Source organism: Saccharopolyspora shandongensis (genome assembly GCF_900106995.1).
Lineage (GTDB): Bacteria > Actinomycetota > Actinomycetes > Mycobacteriales > Pseudonocardiaceae > Saccharopolyspora > Saccharopolyspora shandongensis.
Genome location: NZ_FNOK01000004.1, coordinates 208,759 through 229,429 on the forward strand (window position 1 = coordinate 208,759; position 20,671 = coordinate 229,429).

The 20,671-nt window shown below is 67.7% G+C and carries 21 protein-coding genes, 1 tRNA gene and 2 pseudogenes; 11 read left to right on the plus strand and 13 right to left on the minus strand.

Annotated elements, in window-relative coordinates:
• Positions 1 to 20 precede the first annotated feature (20 nt).
• From BLW84_RS05905 to BLW84_RS05915, 3 genes and pseudogenes are all read right to left on the minus strand, one after another.
• Positions 21 to 884 carry a DUF4097 family beta strand repeat-containing protein gene (locus BLW84_RS05905; protein WP_245760955.1) on the minus strand — a complete coding sequence of 288 codons (864 nt, stop codon included), beginning with the start codon at positions 882 to 884 and terminating at the stop codon, positions 21 to 23.
• A gap of 343 nt (positions 885 to 1,227) precedes the next feature.
• Positions 1,228 to 1,452: pseudogene (locus tag BLW84_RS05910) on the minus strand (helix-turn-helix domain-containing protein); the annotation flags it as partial.
• 117 nt (positions 1,453 to 1,569) lie between these two features.
• Complete coding sequence (locus BLW84_RS05915; RefSeq protein WP_342743105.1) at positions 1,570 to 2,226, minus strand: Lrp/AsnC family transcriptional regulator; 657 nt, start codon at positions 2,224 to 2,226, stop codon at positions 1,570 to 1,572.
• Here BLW84_RS05915 and BLW84_RS05920 point away from each other — a divergent pair.
• The 3 genes from BLW84_RS05920 to BLW84_RS05930 all read left to right on the plus strand — a co-directional run bounded on the left by BLW84_RS05920 (position 2,140) and on the right by BLW84_RS05930 (position 4,760).
• The gene (locus BLW84_RS05920; protein WP_093262188.1) at positions 2,140 to 3,030 is read left to right on the plus strand and encodes an EamA family transporter; all 891 of its coding nucleotides are present in this window, start codon (positions 2,140 to 2,142) and stop codon (positions 3,028 to 3,030) included. The genes BLW84_RS05915 and BLW84_RS05920 overlap by 87 nt on opposite strands.
• The gene (locus tag BLW84_RS05925; protein WP_093262190.1) at positions 3,030 to 4,010 is read left to right on the plus strand and encodes an aldo/keto reductase; all 981 of its coding nucleotides are present in this window, start codon (positions 3,030 to 3,032) and stop codon (positions 4,008 to 4,010) included. The genes BLW84_RS05920 and BLW84_RS05925 overlap by 1 nt, the downstream gene beginning before the upstream one ends.
• Positions 4,011 to 4,142: 132 nt before the next feature.
• A complete protein-coding gene (locus tag BLW84_RS05930) occupies positions 4,143 to 4,760 on the plus strand; it encodes a polysaccharide deacetylase family protein (protein ID WP_177226305.1) in 618 nt (205 codons plus the stop codon).
• Positions 4,761 to 5,214: 454 nt separating this feature from the next.
• Here the strand turns inward: BLW84_RS05930 and BLW84_RS46005 are convergent, their stop codons facing one another.
• From BLW84_RS46005 to BLW84_RS05940, 3 genes are all read right to left on the minus strand, one after another.
• Positions 5,215 to 5,376: an amidohydrolase family protein gene (locus BLW84_RS46005; protein WP_245760956.1), complete on the minus strand. Its 162-nt coding sequence runs from the start codon at positions 5,374 to 5,376 to the stop codon at positions 5,215 to 5,217.
• The gene (locus BLW84_RS46010; RefSeq protein ID WP_143060868.1) at positions 5,363 to 5,779 is read right to left on the minus strand and encodes an amidohydrolase family protein; all 417 of its coding nucleotides are present in this window, start codon (positions 5,777 to 5,779) and stop codon (positions 5,363 to 5,365) included. Before BLW84_RS46010 ends, BLW84_RS46005 begins: the two co-directional genes overlap by 14 nt.
• A gap of 78 nt (positions 5,780 to 5,857) precedes the next feature.
• Complete coding sequence (locus BLW84_RS05940) at positions 5,858 to 7,306, minus strand: amidase (RefSeq protein ID WP_093262410.1); 1,449 nt, start codon at positions 7,304 to 7,306, stop codon at positions 5,858 to 5,860.
• A gap of 283 nt (positions 7,307 to 7,589) precedes the next feature.
• Here BLW84_RS05940 and BLW84_RS48320 point away from each other — a divergent pair, with 283 nt between their 5' ends.
• From BLW84_RS48320 to BLW84_RS05960, 4 genes are all read left to right on the plus strand, one after another.
• The gene (locus BLW84_RS48320; RefSeq protein WP_093262196.1) at positions 7,590 to 8,573 is read left to right on the plus strand and encodes a helix-turn-helix transcriptional regulator; all 984 of its coding nucleotides are present in this window, start codon (positions 7,590 to 7,592) and stop codon (positions 8,571 to 8,573) included.
• 324 nt (positions 8,574 to 8,897) lie between these two features.
• Complete coding sequence (locus tag BLW84_RS05950) at positions 8,898 to 10,088, plus strand: YncE family protein (RefSeq protein WP_177226306.1); 1,191 nt, start codon at positions 8,898 to 8,900, stop codon at positions 10,086 to 10,088.
• 165 nt (positions 10,089 to 10,253) lie between these two features.
• Positions 10,254 to 10,520 carry a helix-turn-helix domain-containing protein gene (locus tag BLW84_RS50265; protein WP_093262198.1) on the plus strand — a complete coding sequence of 89 codons (267 nt, stop codon included), beginning with the start codon at positions 10,254 to 10,256 and terminating at the stop codon, positions 10,518 to 10,520.
• A gap of 87 nt (positions 10,521 to 10,607) precedes the next feature.
• Entirely contained in the window at positions 10,608 to 11,270 is a 663-nt protein-coding gene (locus tag BLW84_RS05960) for a tyrosine-type recombinase/integrase (protein WP_245760957.1), read from the plus strand.
• Positions 11,271 to 11,819: 549 nt separating this feature from the next.
• Here BLW84_RS05960 and BLW84_RS05970 read toward each other — a convergent pair.
• On the minus strand, positions 11,820 to 12,956 hold the full coding sequence (locus BLW84_RS05970; protein WP_143060869.1) for a serine hydrolase domain-containing protein: 1,137 nt from the start codon (positions 12,954 to 12,956) through the stop codon (positions 11,820 to 11,822).
• Positions 12,957 to 13,051: 95 nt separating this feature from the next.
• Between BLW84_RS05970 and BLW84_RS50270 the strand changes: the two genes are divergently transcribed.
• Positions 13,052 to 13,810, plus strand: coding sequence for a GbsR/MarR family transcriptional regulator (locus tag BLW84_RS50270; protein WP_425441680.1), 759 nt, complete (start codon positions 13,052 to 13,054; stop codon positions 13,808 to 13,810).
• 267 nt (positions 13,811 to 14,077) lie between these two features.
• Here BLW84_RS50270 and BLW84_RS05980 read toward each other — a convergent pair whose 3' ends face one another.
• Complete coding sequence (locus tag BLW84_RS05980) at positions 14,078 to 14,269, minus strand: helix-turn-helix domain-containing protein (RefSeq protein ID WP_093262202.1); 192 nt, start codon at positions 14,267 to 14,269, stop codon at positions 14,078 to 14,080.
• Between the two features lie 448 nt (positions 14,270 to 14,717).
• A pseudogene (locus BLW84_RS05985) lies at positions 14,718 to 15,927 on the minus strand (IS30 family transposase).
• A 17-nt stretch (positions 15,928 to 15,944) separates the two neighbouring features.
• Between BLW84_RS05985 and BLW84_RS48900 the strand changes: the two are divergent.
• Positions 15,945 to 16,409, plus strand: a complete 465-nt coding sequence (locus tag BLW84_RS48900; RefSeq protein WP_245760958.1) for a site-specific integrase — start codon at positions 15,945 to 15,947, stop codon at positions 16,407 to 16,409.
• A gap of 24 nt (positions 16,410 to 16,433) precedes the next feature.
• Entirely contained in the window at positions 16,434 to 16,775 is a 342-nt protein-coding gene (locus BLW84_RS48905; RefSeq protein WP_281247367.1) for a tyrosine-type recombinase/integrase, read from the plus strand.
• 82 nt (positions 16,776 to 16,857) lie between these two features.
• Here the strand turns inward: BLW84_RS48905 and BLW84_RS05995 are convergent.
• Positions 16,858 to 16,930, minus strand: a tRNA-Ala gene (locus BLW84_RS05995).
• Between the two features lie 149 nt (positions 16,931 to 17,079).
• On the opposite strand from BLW84_RS05995, the gene BLW84_RS06000 reads away from it, so the two are divergent.
• On the plus strand, positions 17,080 to 18,414 hold the full coding sequence (locus BLW84_RS06000; RefSeq protein WP_245760959.1) for a phenylacetate--CoA ligase family protein: 1,335 nt from the start codon (positions 17,080 to 17,082) through the stop codon (positions 18,412 to 18,414).
• Here BLW84_RS06000 and BLW84_RS06005 read toward each other — a convergent pair.
• Genes BLW84_RS06005 through BLW84_RS06015 form a run of 3 tightly spaced genes read right to left on the minus strand, consistent with a single transcriptional unit; the run spans position 18,397 to position 20,599 of the window.
• Positions 18,397 to 19,026, minus strand: coding sequence for a UdgX family uracil-DNA binding protein (locus BLW84_RS06005; protein WP_093262204.1), 630 nt, complete (start codon positions 19,024 to 19,026; stop codon positions 18,397 to 18,399). The genes BLW84_RS06000 and BLW84_RS06005 overlap by 18 nt on opposite strands.
• A gap of 3 nt (positions 19,027 to 19,029) precedes the next feature.
• Positions 19,030 to 20,367: an NAD(P)/FAD-dependent oxidoreductase gene (locus BLW84_RS06010; RefSeq protein ID WP_093262206.1), complete on the minus strand. Its 1,338-nt coding sequence runs from the start codon at positions 20,365 to 20,367 to the stop codon at positions 19,030 to 19,032.
• Positions 20,360 to 20,599 (minus strand): DUF6158 family protein, encoded by a 240-nt coding sequence (locus tag BLW84_RS06015; protein ID WP_093262418.1) that lies wholly within the window; start codon positions 20,597 to 20,599, stop codon positions 20,360 to 20,362. Before BLW84_RS06015 ends, BLW84_RS06010 begins: the two co-directional genes overlap by 8 nt.
• Positions 20,600 to 20,671: the final 72 nt, after the last annotated feature.

Genomic DNA, 20,671 nt, shown 5'->3' on the forward strand with positions numbered 1-20,671 from the left:
CTCGCGAGCGAGGAGAGGTGTCAGGCGGGGCGGACGATGATGTCGCCGCCGTGGCTGCGGGCGCGCACCTTGACGGTTCGGTCGGTCGGCTCGGAGGCTTCCAGGCGGTTGTGCACCCGTCCGGCCGAGGTGTGCGCGTCCAGCCTGGCGGCGGTGCCCCGAGGAACGCCGACCTCGACCTCACCCGTGGGGGTGTACAGGTCGACCGCGCCGCTGCCGAGCTCGCCGACGCGGATGTCGCCGCTGGCGGTCCTGGCGTCGACCGCGGCACGCGCCACGTCAACGGTGATGCCGCCGTTGGCCGAGCTCACCCGCAGGTCGCCGGCGACCTCGCCGACCCAGATGTCACCGCCGATGTTCTTGACCACCGCGCCGCCGTCGACCTGGCGCAGCCGGATGCCCCCGTTCCCGCTGACGTCGGCCTGGCCGGACACGCGGTCCACGGTGATCTTGCCGGCGGTGGTCCGCAGCCGAGCGCCGGTGGCCTGCTCGACCCGGATGTCCCCGGTGGGGGTCTTCAGCTGGCACGAGCCGACCGAGCCCTCGACGAGGTACCCGCCGTTCGCGGTGTCACCCCGCACGTCCGACCCGGTCGGCAGCTCGACCAGCACCTCCACCGCGCCGTACTTGGTGGTCCACAGGTTGCGCAACTTCGGCTGCTTGACGACCAGCTTCCCGTTGGCGAAATCGATGCCGGTCTGCTCGGCGGCCTTGACGTCGAGCTCCCAGGAAGGGTCGACGGGGCGAACCTCGACAACGGTGTCGGAGCGGTCACCGGCGACGAAACGAATGCTCCCGAAGGTGATGTCGACGGTCGCAGAGATCGGCCGAGGGGTGTCGAAGGTCTGCATGGCGGTGGCCTCCAGCGGAGTCGTAGCTGTCATGCCAACTACGATCACGGCCCGCGCTGACACGGAACGGTCACAGCCCTGACGCCACCCCTGACACAAACAAAACCCCTGCTCACGCAGGCAAGCCGACCGTGATCCACCCAACGAGGGTCGCTTTTTCCTTCCGGACAAGGCAAACAAACCCACATCCGAGCTGAAGACGTTGTGCGGCAAGGGCTATCACTGCTTCGACGCGGGCATGCCGGAGGCCAGCTCCCACAGTGCCTCGCGCAGCAAGCGAGCGATCGGAACCAGCTGGTCGGCCAGGGTTCGATGCAGACGTCGACGGCCGTCCCGAGGGCCGCGGCCACTAACCGCAGGCAGAGGCCACGGGTAGGGCCGCTTCAAATTGCCGAACCGGAGCCGATTCAGCATCGGGCCAGAGGTACGTCTCGGACTCTCGCACCATCGCGGCCACCACGTGGCGGTGCTTGCGGTAGGGAGGCCTGGCCTTCGTGATCCACCGTTCGACCGTCTTGGGGTCGACCTCGGTCGCCTCGGCAACCTGTTCCGGCGTGATTCCGTTGCGCAGCAAGGCATCACGCAGGCGCTCGTTCAGCATTCCACCCCCCAGGGATGCCCTGGACGTTAGCGAGGACGCCCCCAGAAATCGCTCAACCGAGGTCGACCACTGGCCGTCGAGGCCCGGGAGAACCGGCATGGCTCGGCTGAGCGCGCGCTATCGCTTCTCCACGATGGGAATGGGCAGCGGCCGACGCGGCACCGGCTCGGACACGACGATCGAGGTGGTCGTCTGCCCGAACATGAGAAACCGGTCGAGCACGTCCTCGAGCTGACCGATCGACGGCCCGTGCACTTTGAGCAGGAAGCAGTCCTCGCCGGTGATCCGGTAGCACTCGACCACCTGCGGCGTGTCCCGTGCCGCTGCCACGACCTTGGGGAGTTGGCCGGGTCCGGGCCGGATGCGCACCAGCGCGGTCACCGGCATGCCGAGGGCGGCCGGGTCGACCTCCATCCGGAAGCCGGTGATCACGCCGAGCCGTTCCAGGCGCTGCACCCGCTCGGTGACCGCCGGCGCCGACATGCCGACGCGGCGGGCGAGTTCGGACATGGTCAGCCGCGGATCGCTGTGCAACTCGTTGAGCAGCCGCACGTTCACCTCGTCCAGCAGCCGCGATCGCTCAGTGAAGGAATCTGGGCCATTTGGCCTTGATTTTCCAGACAACTCACGCCATCTTCCTGGATAGTGCCATTCCGACTGTGGGTATTGCTTTGGAAGATACACCGCATGACGACACCGTCCGGGCTCGCTCCGCGGCGAACGGCGCCGTGGGTACCGGCACCGGCCTACTTCGGCATCAGCGCGATCTTCCACTACCTCGGGCCGGCCTTCGCCGTGTTGCTGTTCGCCCGCGTGGACGTGCTCGGCGTGGCCTGGCTGCGGATCGCCAGCGCCGCGGTGATGTTCGCGGTGTGGCGCAGGCCGTGGCGGCTGATCCGGCGCCTCAAGCCGGAGCAGCGGTGGGTGCTGCTCGGGCTCGGTGTGGTGCTCGCGGCCATGAACGCGACGTTCTACCTGGCCATCGCGCGGCTGCCGCTGGCAACCGTCGGGGCGATCGAGTTCCTCGGCACGATCGTGCTCGCCGCGATCGGTGTGCGGAACGGCCGCAACGTGATCGCCCTCGTGCTCGCCGTGGGTGGAGTGGTCGCGTTGACCGACATCCAGCTCGCCGGTGAGCCCTTCGGGTTCGTCTTCGCCTTCGTCAACTGCGCGCTGTTCATGCTCTACGTGGTCCTCGGCCACCGGATCGCCAACACCGGCGCCGGGCTCTCCGGGATCGACCAACTCGGCGCCGCGATGCTGATCGCCGCAGTGGTCGCGACACCGTTGTGCATCGGCGCCGCGGCCCCGGCCTTCACCAGCCCGGCGGCGCTGCTGGCCGGAGCAAGCGTGGGCATCTGCTCGTCGGTCATCCCCTACGTGACCGACCAACTCGCCATGGCCCGGTTACGCCGGGACACCTTCGCACTGATGCTGAGCATCCTGCCCGCGGTCGCGACGGTGATCGGGATCGTGGTGCTCACCCAGGTCCCCACCATCCAGGAGTTGACCGGCATCGCGCTGATCGCCGGGGGTGTCTCGGTCCACAAAGAACCTCGGGAAAGCAAGGAGAACTGATGGAATACATCCGGTTGGGCACCTCCGGCCTCACCGTGTCCCGGATCTGCCTCGGCATGATGAGCTACGGCAGTCCCGACTCGTGGGCGTGGATGCTCGGCGAGGACGCCGCGGAGCCGATCGTCCGGCAGGCCATCGAGTCGGGGGTGACGTTCTTCGACACCGCGGACATGTACTCCGACGGGATCAGCGAGCTGATCACCGGGCGGTTGCTCGCCAAGCTGTTCCCCCGCCGCGACGACTACGTGCTGGCCACCAAGGTCTACTTCCCGATGGGCCCCGGCCCGAACGACAAGGGCTTGTCCCGCAAGCACATCATGGCCGCCATCGACGCCTCGCTCGACCGGCTCGGCGTCGACCACGTCGACCTGTACCAGATCCACCGCTGGGACCACGAGACTCCGATCGAGGAGACCATGAACGCGCTCAACGACGTGGTCTCCGCCGGAAAGGCCAGATACATCGGCGCGTCGAGCATGTTCGCCTGGCAGTTCGCCAAGGCGCAGCACGTCGCCGAGACGCACGGCTGGACGAGGTTCGTCTCGATGCAGAACCACTACAACCTCGTCTACCGCGAGGAGGAACGGGAGATGATCCCGCTCTGCCTCGACCAGGGCGTCGGCATCATCCCGTGGAGCCCACTGGCACGCGGACTGCTGACCGGCTCCCGCGAACGCGGCGGCGGACAGACTACCGTGCGATCGGGCTCCGACCACATCGCGGACGCCATGTACGCCGACGACGACTTCGACGTGGTCGACGCGGTGCGCACAGTCGCCGCCGAGCGCGACCTGCCGCCGGCGCAGATCGCGCTGGCCTGGCTACTCGGCCGCCCCGGGGTAACCGCGCCGATCATCGGAGCAACCAGGACAAAACACCTGGAGGACGCGGTCGCCGCAGTGCGGATACGCCTGAGCGAGGACGAGGTGACCACGCTGCAGGCGCCGTACCGGCCGCACGCCGTGCTCGGCCACCACTAACCGGCGCAGACCCCACCCGAGGCAAGACGAAACCAGGGCCGATGCGGGGCCGCCGACCACAGTTGGTAATTTCCCTTCCCCCGATGGAGAGTCGCCATGCCGGCAAGGAATAGTCCGCAGACTGTGACAGCAATGGGCACGGCCTCCGCCACCCCGGACATCGTCTCTTACACCGCGACACCCGGGAAGTACTTCGCGATGACCATCGACGATGGCCCGGATCCCACCTACACGCCACAGGTTCTCGATCTGCTCAGAGATCGTCAGGTGCGGGCGACCTTCTCCCTCATCGGCCAGAGCGCTCAGATGTACCCGGACCTGGTGCAGCGCATCGTCAATGAAGGGCACCGGCTCTGCAACCACACCTGGGACCACAGTGACCTGCAAACCCTGACAGAGGAGCAGCAACGGGCCGAGTTGCAACAGACCACCGACGCCATCAATGCGATCGTGCCCGATGTGCCGATTCCCTATTTCCGCGCCCCCTATGGCCACTGGACGCCGTTCTCCCAGCAGTTCGCCGCCAACCAGGGCATGCAGCCGATCGGCTGGTCGGTGGACACGCAGGACTGGAGCTCTCCCGGCGTCGACGAGATCTTCAACAACTACAAGCAGCAGTTCGCCGATCGTGGCGTGATCCTCATGCACGATGGCGGTGGTGATCGGAGCCAAACCGTCACGGCCATGGGCGATATCCTGGCCGACTTGGCGACGCTGGGTTACTACGACGATTTCCCGGCCACGCTGTGAGCCTCCGCGAGGTGGTGCGGTCGATGTCCTCGACCGCACTCCCCTCAGGTTGCGATCTCCGGCCGAGTCCAATCTCGATGCCGGGGACCGGGTGTGGTCGACGGCCAACTCGAGCGCGCGTTCGCCGGGACGGGGCGCTCACCCCGTCCCGTGCGGATGTCGCATCCGGCCAACCAGGCACGTTCACCTGGCACCGACACCGTCATGGCCCGACCGGCGGGTAGTGGTTACCCGGATTTCGGTGTTTGTCCGGAAGAAGCCTCGACACGTCGATCACGGACTGCCGCCGGGGTTCACGGCCCGTTAGCCGAGGCATATCGGGATGGGTTCGGCCGTGGACCGTGGAACCGATGAACTCGCAGCAAAGCTTCGCGACCCGGCGAACCCGGGCGATCTTCGCACCGGACGGTGCGAAGATCGCCCGGGCGCGCGGGATCGAGCGGTCAGCGACCGGTCACGAGTTCGCGTCGTAGACCCGCGTGCCGCGTAGGTAGGTCGCCAGCACGTTCGTCTCGTGGATCCGGCGGGCGTCGATGTCGAACAGGTTCTGGGAGAGGACGAGGAAGTCCGCGGACTTTCCCACCTCGATGCTGCCGACGCGCTCACCGAGACCCATCGCTTCGGCCGGGCGTCGGGTGAAGCTGATCAGCGCTTCCCGGAGAGACTGAACCGACGATCCCGCCGACGATCCACTCAGCTGGTCCCAGTTCCGCCGCCCGCGCCTCGATCGCTTCGCAGATCTCGTCGGGTCCGTAGTGCGGCGGAATCTGCAGGTCCCACGCCGCGGCCGCCCCGCCCAGGCCGAGATGGGTGTGGACGTCGCAGATTCCCGGCATGAGCATCCCGCCGCCCGCGTCGAAGACGACCGTTTCCGGGCCGGCCAGGCGCATGCTTTCCTCGGAGCTTCCGCCTGCGGTGAACTCGCCGTCTGCGACGGCGAGCGCCTCGGCCGTGGTTCCTGCCGCATCGCAGGTGAACACGTTGGCATGGACAACGATCAGGCCTGGTGTCTTCGTCATGGCTTCCTTCGCACAACCCGACAGGGCGCCGGGATCCTCGTCGCTCAGGGGAGTAGGGGGTTGTCGGTGATCGGGTGCCTACGTGGCGGGCGACATGAGGGTGGCCGCGTGGACGGCGGGACGCCGGTCCGTCCACGGCACCGCGTCCTCCAGCTGGGCGGCGACCCGCAACAGCACCGCTTCCGAACAGGCCGGACCGGCCAGCTGGACGCCGATGGGCAGACCCCGCGCGGACTGGGCGACTGGCAGGCTGATCGCGGGAGTGCCGGTCTGGTTGAACAGCGAGGTGAAGGAGCAGGCGTCGAAGATCCGCGTGGTCCACTCGAACGAGCTGAGGTCCGCGTTCGCGTCGAGGTGGCCCAGCAGTGGTGCGGGGGTGTTCATGGTGGGTGTCAGCAGGAGGTCGTACTCCGTGAAGAACCGGCCGACCTCGCGCGAGACGGTGTTGACGGCCGCCAGGGCAACGCCGAGGTCGATCGCGCTCACCGTGCGGCCGTACTCGACGCATGCCCAGGTGGTGCGTTCGAGGTTCGCCGGGCCTGCCGTCGCGCCGGTCAACGCCTCGATCCCGGCGACGGATCCGGCCAGGAAAGACGACCACAGCACGTGGTTCGCGTTCAGGAGCGACTCCCACTCGATGTTCGGCGTCCGGCGTTCGACGTGGTGTCCGGCCGCCTCGAGCACCTCGGCGATGACATCGACCGCCCCGGCCACCTCCGGGTCCACGTGGCTGCCCGCCCAGGACTCGGTGTGCACGGCGATCCGCAGCCGACCTGGGTCGGCGCCCACCTCCTCGGCCCACGGACGCGCGGGCGGGGCGATGACGAACGGATCGCCCGGATAGCTCACAGCCACCTCGTCGAGCAGTGCCGCGGTATCCCGGACCGTGCGGGTCACCGCTAGCTCGACGCCCATCCCGTAGAGCCCCTCGGCCGAGTCCGGGCCGGAGGGCACCCTGCCCCGGCTGGGCTTCAGTCCGACCAGTCCGTTGCAGGCGGCAGGCACCCGGATGGATCCGCCGCCGTCGTTGGCGTGCGCGATCGGGATCGCCCCCGCGGCGACGAGCACCGCTGCGCCGCCGCTGGACCCGCCGGCGCTGTGGGCGGTGTTCCACGGATTGCGCGTCGAGCCATAGGCCAATGCTTCGGAGTTGCCGTTGAAGCCCAACTCCGGGGTCGTCGTCACGGCCAACGTCGCCAGGCCGGCCGCGCGGAAGCGTGCCATCAGATGCGTGTCCGCCGGAGGCACGAACCCCTCGCCGAGCAGGCGCGTCCCCATGCGCGTCGGCACCCCTGCCGCATGGCAGACGAGGTCCTTGATCGCGAACGGAACGCCGGCGAACCGGCCGTCGGCGGCGTAGTCGAGGGGACGGTCGAATGGTCCTTCGGCGACCGCGTTCACTTCCTCGTCGACACGGGCGATGGCCTCGGTGGCCAGTGCGGCGACCTCATCGGCGGTGATCTCCCCGGATGCGATGACCGCGGCCAGGGCGGTCGCGTCGAGGGCGGTGTATTCGTCGATGTTCACCAAGGTCTCCTTCTGCCATGCCGGGTGTGGCTCGTTGGCCGGCCGGATCACCGGAAACTACGAGCCTGTGAGGTGTCGCACATCGGCCGAAAAGCCGTTCCGCTCCCGCGCCTCGGGTCTGTGTCCGGCAGTCGACGCAGGGCAGGCGGGCGTCTTGAAGTGGGACACAACTGCGTCGAGATCGACATCAACGAGGTTCTGACATCGCTCTACAACGCGACTCCTCGTGCTTGACATCGCGGTGTGGCCGCGGTCAGGATCCGTTCGGCATCGGAGGTTCGGCATGGCCGCGGACTTGCAGTGGTGGGCCCGGCTCGCAGAGGAGATCCGCGCGGCAGGCCGCGGCGACGTTCCCGCCGAGGTCCCCCTCCGCGCTGTGCGCGACAAGCTCGGTTTCGCCTGTGCCGCGCTGGTCGCCCGCGGATTCCCACACGCCGGCGGCGCCACGCACACCACCCTCGTCAACCTCGGCTATCCGGCGGAGACCCTCGCCTACATCACGACGACCTACAGCCGGACGTGCCCGGTCCACCAGCTCGCCGTGCGATGGGGTACACCGCTGCGATTCGTGGACGTGCCGTTCGACTTCCGCGAAACCCGTACGTATCGAGAAGCGATACTGCCCAACGATTTTCGCGAAGGACTGACTCTGCCGTTGGCGCCGCCCACTGCCGGTGCGGCGATTCCGGGCTTCGTCACGATGAGCTCGACGCACGCCACACCGCTCGACAACGAGTCACGGCTCGCGCTGACGATGTTGTCGCGCGATCTCGCCGGGCTCATCGACCCCGGCGCCGAGGCCGGCGACGCCGGGGCCGACGTGGTCCTCTGGATCACGCGGGACCTGGTCGAGGTCAGGACCGGAGATCTTGGCCTGGCGCCGCTCACCCGTACCGAGCTCTACCTCGCCGCGCGATCCGCCGTCGCCAGCGCGGCGGGCCGCGTCGGCTTTCATCACCGTGCCGCTGACGGCACCTGGTGGCACGTCCGCGCGGTGCGCCGGCCGGGCGCGGTTCTCGTCCGGTGCGGCCGAGTTCCTGCGTTCGGCTGCCTCACCGGTCGCGAACTCGACGTGGTCGGCCTGGTCGCCCGGGGGTGGTCCAACGAACGGATCTCCCAGGCGCTGGGCATCGCGGTCCGCACCGTGCGAAGCCACGTCGAGTCGTTGCTCATCAAGCTCGATTGCCCCAATCGCACCACGCTCGCCCGCACCGCCTTCGAGCGCGAGCTCGACACCGTTGACGCCCTGCGCGTCGCGAATCACTGACTGCGGGCCATCGGAGCATGCGCCACCCAGGCTTGAAGGCGGCCAACTTGTCGTGACCTTCGTGGCTGGTCGCGGCAGTGTTGGGAGCCATTACTGCCCTAGTGAGCCTGGTGAAACGGGCTGTCGATGCCTACGCGCAGCAGGCAGAACTAGCGCAGCGGCGTGCGGAGCTCCTTGAGCCTGTCTCTGGAAGCGGTCGCGCGCTGATTGCACGGCATCATGGAAACGAAGCCAACTGTCCCGTCATCACCCCTTAAGGTCTTGTGCCGGGTTCGGAGTGTGGTTGTCCGCGGTTTTCTTCCGGCGGCTTGTAGCGTCCCGGCCATGCGGCTCAGGAAAGCGTTGCTAGTGGTGATGGGCATTTTCGGGCTCATGGCGGCGGCCTGCAGCGACCCGGAACCGGACCGCCAGGTGCACGCCGACGTGGCCGCTCCCGCGGCGGTTCCGGCGGCCCCGACGCCGCCCTGGGCCGACGCCCTGGCGGGGATGCCACCCCGGCTCGACTCCCGTGATGTCTACGCGGCGACCCGCCCCGGCCAGCTGTCGGAAGCCATGAACGGGGTGCGCAACCTGGTGTACGTGCCCAATAGCCGGGACGACACGGTATCGGTGATCGACCCGAACACCTTCAAGGTCGTCGACACGTTTCCCGGGGGCAACGAGCCGCAACACGTCGTTCCGTCCTACGACCTGAAGACCCTCTACGTGACCGCGGACAAGGTGCCGGCCGGGACGCTCACACCGATCGATCCGAAGACCGGCAAGCCCGGCACCCCGCTGCAGGTCCAGGACCCGTACAACCTGTACTTCACCCCGGACGGCCGCTCGGCCATCGTCGTCGCCGAGTTCTACAAGCGCCTGGATTTCTACGATCCGCACACCTGGCAACGGCAGGTGGAGTTGCCCGTGCCGGATTGCGCCGGGGTCAACCACATGGACTTCACCGCCGACGGCAGGCTCGCGCTGGTGACGTGCGAGTTCGCCAACAAGATGATCGTGCTCGACGTCGCCGAGCGCAGGCAGGTGCGCACCTTCCAGCTCGACCGCGTGCCCAACGGGATGCCGCAGGACAGTCGGCTCGCGCCGGATGGCGGGACGTTCTACGTGGCCGACATGATGGCCGGGGGCGTGTACCTGTTCGACGGTGCGGCGAGCCAGCAGGTCGGCTTCGTTCCCACCGGCAAGGGCGCGCACGGGATCTACTTCTCCCGCGATTCGCGGCGGGCGTTCGTCGCCAACCGCGGGGAGGGCTCCGTTTCGGTCCTGGACACCAGGACCAACCAGCCCATCGGCAAGTGGCACATCCCCGGCGGTGGCAGCCCGGACATGGGCGGGCTTTCCGCCGACGGCAAGCAGCTGTGGTTGTCCGGCCGGTACCACAACGAGGTCTACGTGTTCGACACCGACACCGGTCACCTGCTGGCCCGCATCCGGGTCGGCGCCGGTCCGCACGGACTGACCTACATGCCGCAGCCAGGTCGGTATTCCCTCGGGCACACCAGCAACTTCCGCTGACGGGGCCCGATCAGCCGCATCGTTGAACTTGTGTTCGAAAGATCGTCAGTTTGGCGTTGTCCTCGATCGGGGCCTGTCTGTGCTGGCATGCTGGATCTTGCCTCCCGCCGGAGGTATAAGCCCCCAGGGGACGCTCTGGGGGCGCCGGCGGGAAGGTAGACATCCATGTCCGAGGAGTTTTTCGGGCAGGCCTTGCGGCGGCATCGACGCGCGGCCGGCCTGTCCCGGGCTCAACTTGCTCAGGAGCTTCACCTCGACCAGGGCAATCTCTCCAGGTATGAGAACGACCGGCAGCGTCCGGAGCCCGCGACGGTGGACGCCTTAGACGCGCTCCTCTGCGCCGGCGGCGAGCTGCGGGCCCTGGGCCAACGCCACCACCCCGCAGCCGGCCACCAGGGGTATCCCGGCCGCCAGTGCGGTGCATCCCAGTGATGAGACCGACGCGATGGAGCTGGCGCGGCGAGTGGCGGCCTCCGACATCAGCACCGAGACGCCCAGTACGGCGGGCGGGGAGACGTTGTGCTCTTCGCGGCCTGCACTGCGGCGCGAATCGGTGAGGTTTCCGGCTGCCGCGTAAAGGACATCGACGCCACGGGATGGAAATGGACCATCCGGCGGCAGACCACCACCTCGCCCGGCGGATTGGTCGACAAGGGCACTAAGGGCAAGCGCGCTCGTACGGTGCCGCTCATCGAGGAGATCCACGAGCTCGTCCGCCGGCGCATCGCCGCGACGGACGGAAGCCCAGATGCGCGCCTCTTCACCGGGCCTCGCGGTGGCCGGATCACGACCGCGGTTCTGCGCGACGCAACGCACTGGGACGAGGTGGTGGACAAGCTCGGGTTCGAGCACCTGCTGCTGCACGACCTCCGGCACACGGGGTTGACCTGGCTCGCCGACGCCGGGGTGAAGGTGCACGACCTGCGGAAGATCGCCGGTCACGCGTCGCTGACCACGACCCAGCGGTACCTGCACACCAGTCACCAGTCGGTCACGGATGCCGGCGCTTTGCTGTCCAAACACCTCCGGCGGTCCACAGATGGTCCACAACTTCGAGTCGTGCGAGCCGCTGGCAAGATCAGCCGCCGAACAGCCAGAAGGCCGGTTACCTGGATTTTCTCCGTGGTGACCGGCCTTCTGAATTGGGTGGAGCTGACGGGATTCGAACCCGTGACCCCTTGACTGCCAGTTCTCACTGGGTTCCGCAGCCTGGGAAAACGGCCCCGATCGGCATTCGCATAGGTTGCGCCGCCCTGCACGTTTCGCACCCGTCGCCAGGTTTGCGGTCCCCCGCTGGTCCCCAAATTGTCCCCACCGATCCACCGCAAAGAGCTGAAACAGAGGGGGCAGCTGGGACGTCGAATACCAGCCGGCCACCCTTCGGAAGGTTCTGGCCGTCGTCTGGCTCGACGATGTGTACCGCCAGCGAGCGCCCCGGATCGTGCTGTGATCCCCCTGTTACAGCACGCTCTCCACCGAGGTGAGATTCAGATTCCCAGGCAAAACGGCTCTACGGCGCTCTCAACGCGCGAAACATGCGACGCTAGCGCACCCCCCACTCCACTGTTTCAGCCCTTAAATCGGTGAACGGTGACACCACGATGACGAGTTGTCACCTCGATTTATGCAGGTCAGATGATGCCGAGTGACAAAGTGACAGCGGTGACGGTCCTTGACCCGGCCCGGCGGTACATGCCCAGTACCGTCATCCGACTGCACCCGACGCCGCGGTCAACCGGTGTATTCGTCGCTGCCGAACTCGATGTCGAGGATGGCCAGGAACGCCGCATAGGCTTGGGGGGAAAAGTCGGTGTTCACGTGACCGGCGACCAGGTGCGTGCCGTCGCGGCTGCCCATGACGAGGGTGAACGTGCCGTAGTCCGCGCCGCCATTGCCCCACACAGGCACGCCGCTTTGGAGCTTCTGCTCAACCCACACGCCGAGCCCGTAGCGGGTGTTGGGCAGCCACCCAGAACCGTCGGTCGACACGGTCGTGACCATCTCCTCCATCTGCGCCGGCTTGAGAATCCGGCCGGAGAACAGCGCAGCGAAGAACGTGAGCAGGTCACCGGTCGAGGAGATCATGCCACCCGCGCTCCAGGCGGTTGTCTCGTTCGACTCGGTCGCGTCGTGCAGCGGCGCCGCCGGGTCTTCCGCGTACAGCCGGGAGTAGTGCACCGGATGCGGTCCGGGGATGACCGTCTGCGTGGTGGGCAGCGACGTCCGGGTCAGGTCGAGCGGCCGCAGGATGAGCCGATCGAGCACGTCGCCGTACGATTCGCCGGTAGCCTTCTCCACCATCATCGCGGCCAGGTAGTACTGCGTGTTGGAGTACCGGAACGCCTCGCCGGGGGCGTTGTCGGGCGGATGCCGTAGTGCGATCCGCACCAGTTCTTCGGGTGTGAAGACCTTGAACCGGCGTTCGTACCAGGCATCGCCTTGGCCACCGGCGAAGAACTCCGGGTCCATGCTGAAGTTGGAGACGCCGCTGGTCTGGTTCAGCAGCTGCCGCAGCGTGATCTTGTCGCCGTCGTACTGACTGTCATCGAGCAAGCCGGGTAGCCACTTCTCCACCGTGTCGTCAAGGCTGAGCACGCCTTCACCGACCAATTTCAGCGTGGTGGCGGCGGTGAACGCTTTGGCGGCGCTGCCGATACGGAACAACTCCTGCGGTGCGCGTTCGCGGCCGGTGCTGATGTCGGCTTTGCCTGCGGACGCGAACCAGCGGGAGTCGTCCTGCCAGACCTCGGTCACGATGCCCGGCGTCGCGCCCGACGACACTGCGCCGTCCAATACGCGCTGCACCGCCTCGTGGGTGGTTCCGGGGTTGCTTGTCGCTGCCATTGGGTCTCTTTCGGTCGTCTTCAATCGTTTCGACGCGAAGAAACGCTACGTTGCGTTTGCGAAAGGGTCAACATTAAATTCGCTGATAGAAGACATTGTTGCGATGACTATGACGATGAATGCAACAGCTTGTTGCAGTGAGTGTGGTTGAATGCAAGAACGGAATGCGCAGCAAGGGGGTGCGGCTGGTGCCGGAAGGCCGGTTGACGCGTGAGGATCGCGAACGGATAGCCCACGGCCTGGCGGAAGGGCTCGGGTTCGCCGAGATCTCCCGGCGACTGGGCAGGCCGACGTCCACGATCAGCCGCGAGGTGAACCGCAACGGCGGCGCCGGCGGTTATCGCCCGGATCAGGCGCACGAGGCGACGCGAGAGCGCGCTCGGCGTCAATGCCCCCAAGCAGTCGAATCACCACAACGACCTCCTGCGGCCGGAACGCAAGAGGCGGAGGACAAGCTCACCGACGTTCTCGTCGCGTCGGGGCTGACGCGAATGTCCGCACGCGTGCTGGCCTGCCTCTGCACCACGCATAGCGGCGGCCTCACCGCCACCGACCTCGTCCAACGCCTGCAGGTAAGCCCGGCCTCCATCTCCAAAGCCGTCGCCGAGCTTGAGACAATGAACTTGATCGGACGGGAACGAGATCACCGCCAACGACGAGACCACTACATCGTCGACCAGGAGATCTGGTACCGGTCACTCCTGGCCAGCGCGCAATTCAACACCAACATCGCCGAGGTCGCCCGCCAAAACGCCGAAGCCCTCGGCCGTTCGACTCCGGCCGGAGCCCGGATGGACGCCATGAGCGAATTCTTCGAGCAGGTGGGACGCGAAACCATCGCCGTGGCCCAACGTTACCGTCACATCCTCACCCGCTGACAGCTCGCGCTGCGCACTCGAACACCGCGCGTGCCCCATTCGTTCTTCGCAGTCGGCTCGGGTGTGGTACGCGGCGAGCTCGCGCACCGCGGCCCGTTTGGTGATGCCGTACTCGCCAGCCCAGCAGGAGCTGCAGACGATTTGCCACCGGCCGTGGCGTCGGCCGGGCGCGGGATCTCGAAGCGGGTCGGCGCGAACGCGACCACGTAGAAGCGGGTCAGCCAGTCGAGCAGCCCGTCCTCGCGGCTGAACTGGCAGCGACTGGCGCTAGCTGCGCTCCTCGCGGTGCTTCTTAGCGAGCTGGCGGAGTTCCTCGCGGACCGTTTCAAGGTCGAATCGGTACTTACCACCTGGCGTCACCAAGGCGACCGAGATGAGGCCCTCGTCCGCGTAGCGGCTGATCGACCGGCGAGAGATCCCAAGCTCTTTCGCCAGTTCACCGGATGAGAGCAGCCGCATGCCCTGAACGTATGACCGGGTGCTGTCCTGTGCTGCCTGTCTGGCCTCAGCGGCCTCACTGGCCTACATCCTGGCCTGCCTGGCCTCAATGTCCTGTTTAGGGAGATGGCACATGACCTCTGGACGCACCGCGCTTGCCGTCCTGCTTCGCACCGCACAGTGGGAGCTCGATAAAGCCGCGTTCGAGCTGGGAGGCGGCCGATACACGCAGGACGAGCGGCACCTCCTCGCTGACCAACTTGTCGAGCTCGCGTCCGTGCTGCGCCATGACGACGCGAACCCTGAACTTCGGCCGAGCGTGACAATGCCCTCTACGGCGATCTCAGCGCCTCTTGAGGGGACATCTCCCGGCCGATCATTCCGCAGAGCAACCGAATAGCGATCGCTACAAGCAAGGCCCCTCAGAACTGATCTGGGCGGATTCCAGGGGTCGTTGCAACACAAGTGATCAACTGGCTTCGGTCAGGAGTTTAGCCAAGCGCTCGGCTGGGGTGAGCCGAGCGTTTTGCGTGGGCGGCGGTTGAGTTGGACGGCGACGGCGGCGAGGTCGTCCGGGGTGTGGACGGAGAGATCGCTGCCTTTGGGGAAATACTGGCGGAGCAGGCCATTGGTGTTTTCGTTGCTGCCACGTTGCCAGGGCGAATGCGGGTCGCAGAAGTAGACCGGCATGTTGGTGGCGATGGTGAACTCGTGGTGGCGGCTCATCTCAACGCCTTGGTCCCAGGTCAGGGTCCGTTTCAGTTGGGTGGGCAGTGTCTGGATGGTGGCGATGAGACCGTCCCGGACGGTTTCGGCGTCGTGGCGTCCGGGCAGGTGCACTAGCAGCTAGCGAGTGGTGCGCTCGACCAGGGTGCCGATCGCGGACGTCCCGCCACCACCAATAATCAGGTCGCCTTCCCAGTGGCCGGGTACGGCCCGATCCTCGGCCTCGGCCGGACGGTCGCTGATCATCACCATCGGGGCGGTGAAACGGGGTTGGCGTTGCTCGCCGGTCCGGCGGGGTTTACGCACGGTGCGGCCGGTGCGTTCACGACGCAGTTCGCCGCGTCCTTGGACGTAGAGGGCCTGGTAGATCGTCTCGTGGGTCACGTGCAGCTCCGGGCGGTCGGGATGGTCCCGGCGCAGCCGGCGGCTGATTTGCTCCGGGCTGCCTGGTCATCGAGCATGCCCTGCACGCGCTCGCGTAGTTCGGGGTTGGCAGCGATCTTGCTGGTCTTCGGCCGGGTACGACGAGCCTCGGCGCGGATCTGGGCGGCGTACGGCCGGTAGTCACCGCTGCCGGGATGACTGTTCCGTCTCAACTCCCGGCTGATCGTGCCAGGATCACGACCCAGCTCGCGGGCGGTGGCTCGCACACCGACTCCTGCCCGGTGCCGGTCGGCGATCACCAGCCGCTCGTCCTGAGACAGGAACCGGGACGACACCTCGGGCCGGGCAGGGACTGGACGTGACGGCGGGGCGGAAGACTTGGTGGTCTTCCGCCCCGCCTGACTTGCCCGACCGAATCGCCACCGGTGCCCGGTCTTGCGGTTGATCCCTACGATCCGGCACGCCTCAGCCGTGCCCACACCCTGCGCCACAAGATCAAGATAAGTCTGACGCTCAGCAAGCAACTTCTTACGGCCCTGAGGTGACCGGTCCTTGCGGATCTCGAACACTGCAACCCCTGAACGGCGTGGTCGATCGAGCTGTTCACGGCTGGATCGCCGACGAGCACAGCCTTTCCACCATCAAGAACACCCTTGCCGTGCTCGTTCGCGTCATGGAACAGGCCGTGCGCGACGGCATCATTGACATCAACCCGGCGCGCGTCACGGGCTGGCAGCACGAATTTCGACAGGCCGAAGACGAACTCGATGACCCGCGTTCCCTTGCACTTCCGGACTGGAAGTCGCTGAAGCGTCTAGCCGACGCGCTTGTCGCCCGCTCGTCCAATGAGTACGTGGGTTGGGGAGACGTGGTGCTCTTCGCCGCCTGCACGGCCGCCCGCATCGGCGAGGTGTCCGGCTGCCGGGTCAAAGACCTCGACACCACGGAGTGGAAGTGGAAGATCCGGCGGCAGACCACCACGGCACCCGGCGGGCTCGTCGACAAGGGAACCAAAGGCAAGCGCGCTCGGACAGTTCCGATCATCGAGTAGATCCGCGAACTGGTCAGCAGGCGAATCGCCAAGACCGACGGAAGCCCCGACGCGCGCCTGTTCACCGGGCCACGCGGCGGCCGGATCACCACCGCCGTGCTGCGCGACGCGACGCACTGGGATGAGGTGGTGACCAAGCTCGGCTACGAGCACCTGCGTCGGCACGACCTGCGACACACGGGGCTGACATGGCTTGCCGATGCCGGAGTTAAGGTGCACGACCTCCGCAAGATCGCCGGTCACGCGTCGCTCACGACCACACAGCGGTACCTACACAGCAACGAGCAATCGGTCACCGATGCCGGCGCTTTGCTCTCCAAACACCTGCGCCGGTCCCCAAGTGGTCCCCAGCTCCGAGCCGTTTAGCGCAGCAACGTGATCATCGATCGAGCATCAAAAAGGCCGGTTACCTGGTATTTCTCCTCGGTAATCGGCCCTCTGAAATGGGTGGAGCTGACGGGATTCGAACCCGTGACCCCTTGACTGCCAGTCAAGTGCGCTACCAGCTGCGCCACAGCCCCTTATGCTGTTTTCCCGAGGTGTTCGGTTCGTTTCCGCCCCGCTCATCTCGTGTGCCATAACAGTACAACAGGCCTTCGGCGGAGTTTTCAGGGGGGTCCCCCCTGATGGATCTACCCACGGGCTCGGTCGAGCTGCTAGACCGTGGGTCGTGGCGACAGCACAGCGCGTGCATCCTCCGCTGGTGGCTCCCGAGGCCGAGGGGGTCACCTCCGAGCAACGCCGTGAGCTGCAGGAACGCCGGTTGCGGCAGTTGGTCGACCGGCTGTTGGCTGCCGGGGGCCTGCAGGCCGGGCGGCTCCGGGAGCGCGGCGTCTCGGCCGGCTCCGACGTGCGGCTCGACGACCTGCACCGGTTGCCGTTCGTCTCGAAGCAGGACTTCTGGGACCAGTACCCGTTCGGGCTTCGCGCAGCGGCCGAGGACGACATCGTCTGCGTGCATGGCACGTCCGGCACGATGGGCCGGCCGACGCTGGTGCCCTACACCGCGCACGACATCGAGGTGTGGACGCAGGTCATGGCCCGGGCGCTGGGCGGCGCCGGCGTGACGCGACGCAGCACCGTGCACTGCGCCTACGGGTACGGCCTGTTCACCGGCGGTCTCGGCGTGCACCACGGGGCGACGCGACTGGGCGCGACCGTGCTCCCGGTGTCCAGCGGCGCGACCGATCGGCAGCTGCGGTTGTTGCTCGATCTGCGTCCTGACGTGTTGTGCTGCACACCTTCGTACGCGACTTACCTCGGCGAGGCGCTCGCCTCGACCGGGATCACCGCCGATCAGCTGTCGCTGCGGGTGGGCTTGTTCGGGGCCGAGCCCTGGACCGCGGAGATGCGGCAGGGCATCGAGGGGCTCCTGGGGTTGCGGGCGCTCAACATCTACGGGCTCGCCGAGGTGATCGGGCCGGGCGTCGCTTGCGAGTCGCTGGACTCCGGGGGCTTGCTCAACATCGCCGAGGACCACTTCTTCCCCGAGGTCGTCGGCCCGGACGGCGAGCCGCTGCCCGACGGCGAGGTCGGCGAGCTGGTGTTCACGACGCTGACGAAGTCCGGCACCCCGCTGCTGCGCTACCGGACCGGCGATGTGGCGTCGCTGAGCGGGCCCGCCCCCGGTTCGCCGCGGACGCTGCGCCGGATGAGCCGGGTGGTGGGGCGCACCGATGACATGGTGGTCATCCGCGGTGTCAACGTCTTCCCGTCGGAGATCGAGGCCGTGCTGCTGGCCGATCGGCGGGTGGCGCCGCACTACCTGATCGTCGAGGACCGCCGGGACCGGTCGCGCCCGGAACTGCGGGTCGCGGTCGAGCCGCGGGATCCGAACGGCGACACCGAGCTCCTCGCGCGCGAGCTGACGGCCGCGCTGCTCGCCCGGCTCGACATCTCGTGCATCGTCCGGGTGCTCGACCACGTTCCGCGGGTCGCCACCGGCAAGGCGCAGCGCCTGGTGCGGTGGGAGCACGGGGTCAGCCCGCTACCCGGCATCGAGTGAGCGCAGGGCCCGCGCCGCCACCCGCAGGTCCGCGACGAACCCCTGGTACATCGCCTCCCTGTCCTCGGAGCGGAGGATCGCCGACGGGTGGATCGTGGCGAGCACGTGGGCGTCGCGGTCCGGGAGGTCCAGCACGGTGCCGCGTTCCTTCGTGACGCGGAACGACGTGCCCAGCATCGCCTGCGCCGCGGTCGCCCCGAGGCAGATCACCAGCCGCGGCGCGACGACCCGCAGTTCGGCGTCCAGCCACGGGCGGCACGCGTCGACCTCGGCCTGGGACGGCTTCCGGTGGATGCGCCGCTTCCCGCTGGTGCGCTCGAACTTGAAGTGCTTGGTGGTGTTGGTGACGTAGACGGCGTCCCGCCGGATGCCGACCTCCGCCAACGCGCGGTCCAGCATCCCGCCCGCGGGCCCGATGAACGGCTCGCCCCGCCGGTCTTCCTGGTCGCCGGGTTGCTCGCCGATCACCACGACCTTCGCCGTCTCCGGGCCGGCGCCGAACACGGCTTGGGTCGCGTCGCGGTAGAGACCGCAGCCCCGGCAGCCCTGAACCGCTTCGCGCAGGCCTGGCAACCGGGCCCCGGACGGGACGAATTCCTCGGCGCCGGGCACGGGTCAGACGGCGTGGCCGTGGGGTTTCGGCAGGCCTCGGGTGTTGGCCGCCTTGACGAACTCGGCGCGCGGGTCGTGGAGTTCGCCGAGCGCGACGACCTGGCGGCGGAACGGCAGTTCCAGCAGCCAGTCGCCGAGGATGCGCGCCTTGTGGGACGCGGTCGGCATCTTCGCGAGGTGGTAGGTGCGGTGCAGCATCCACGCCGGGAGGCCCTTGAGCTTGATCCCGTAGACCTCGGCGGCGCCCTGGAACAGGCCGAGCCCGGCCACCGATCCCGCGTACTTGTGCTTGTAGTTGACGAGTGGTCCGCCACGCAGCATCGCGAGGAGGTTGTCCGCCAGCACCTTGGCCTGGCGGACCGCGTGCTGCGCCGACGGGCTGCACAGGGCGTCCGGGTCGCTGCTGGTCAGGTCCGGCACCGCGGCGCAATCGCCGGCCGAGAACACGTTGTGGGTGCCGCGGACCTGGAGCTTGGCCGTGCATTCGAGGCGGCCCTTGGCGTCCCTCGGCAGGTCGCTGTCCTCCAGCATCGGGTGCGGCTTGACGCCCGCCGTCCACACCACCGTGTCGGTGTCGAACTCGTCTCCGTCGGAGAGCACCGCATGTCCGTCCACAAAGGACTTGGCGGTGGTGTTCAGCTTCACCTCGATGCTGCGTTCCTCCAGCCGCCGCCTGGTGTACTCGCTCATCGGCGGGCTGACCTCGGGCATGATCCGGCCCATCGCCTCCACCAGCACCCAGCGCATGTCGCCCGCCGATACCTGCGGGTAGCTGCGGATCGCGTAGCGGGCCATGCTCTCCAGCTCTGCCATCGCCTCGATGCCCGCGTAGCCGCCGCCGACGAACACGAACGTCAGCAGCCGCCGGCGGAGCCGCTCGTCGGTCGTGCTCGCGGCGATGTCCAATCTGGACAGCACGTGGTTGCGGAGGAAGATCGCCTCGCCGATGGTCTTGAACCCGACGCCCTGCTCGGCCAGGCCGGGGATGGGCAGCGCCCGCGAGATCGAACCCGGGACCACCACCAGGATGTCGTAGCCGAAGCGCTCGACGGTGCCGTCGCCGAGGGTCGCGGTCAGCTGCTGGGTGGCGTGGTCGATGGCGGAGACCTGCGCGGTCAGCACCTCGCACCGGCGCAGCGCCTCCCGCAGCGGCACGACGACGTGCCGCGGTTCGAGCGACCCGGCCGCGGCTTCGGGCAGGAACGGCTGGTAGGTCATGTGGGGCTGGGTGTCGATCACCGTGACCTTGGCCTCGCCGGGCTTCATCTTCCGCTGCAGGCGCAGCGCGAGCGTCAGGCCGACGTGCCCGCCGCCGACGATCACGACACGTGGTTCAGGCATTTTGCGGCTCTCCTCTCGCACCGGAGCGGGTGCGGCGGGGATCCACCTCGCGTTCCGGGTGCCGCCGCAGGTACTCCTGTTCGAGCTCGAAGGTGCGCGCCGTGTGCTCCCGCAACGCGTCCGGCGAGCCGTGCAGGAAGGTGTCGTTGCGGGTCGCGTGCAGGTGGCGGAGCTCCTGCAGCAGCAGACCCTCGGCCAGCTCGAAGCCGGGGATGCCGGTTGTCGTGCTCATGTCGTCCTCCCGCATCGCAGGCAGGCGCGGACCACGACGCCGCGGGATCGACGCCAGTGCCGGGATACCCAG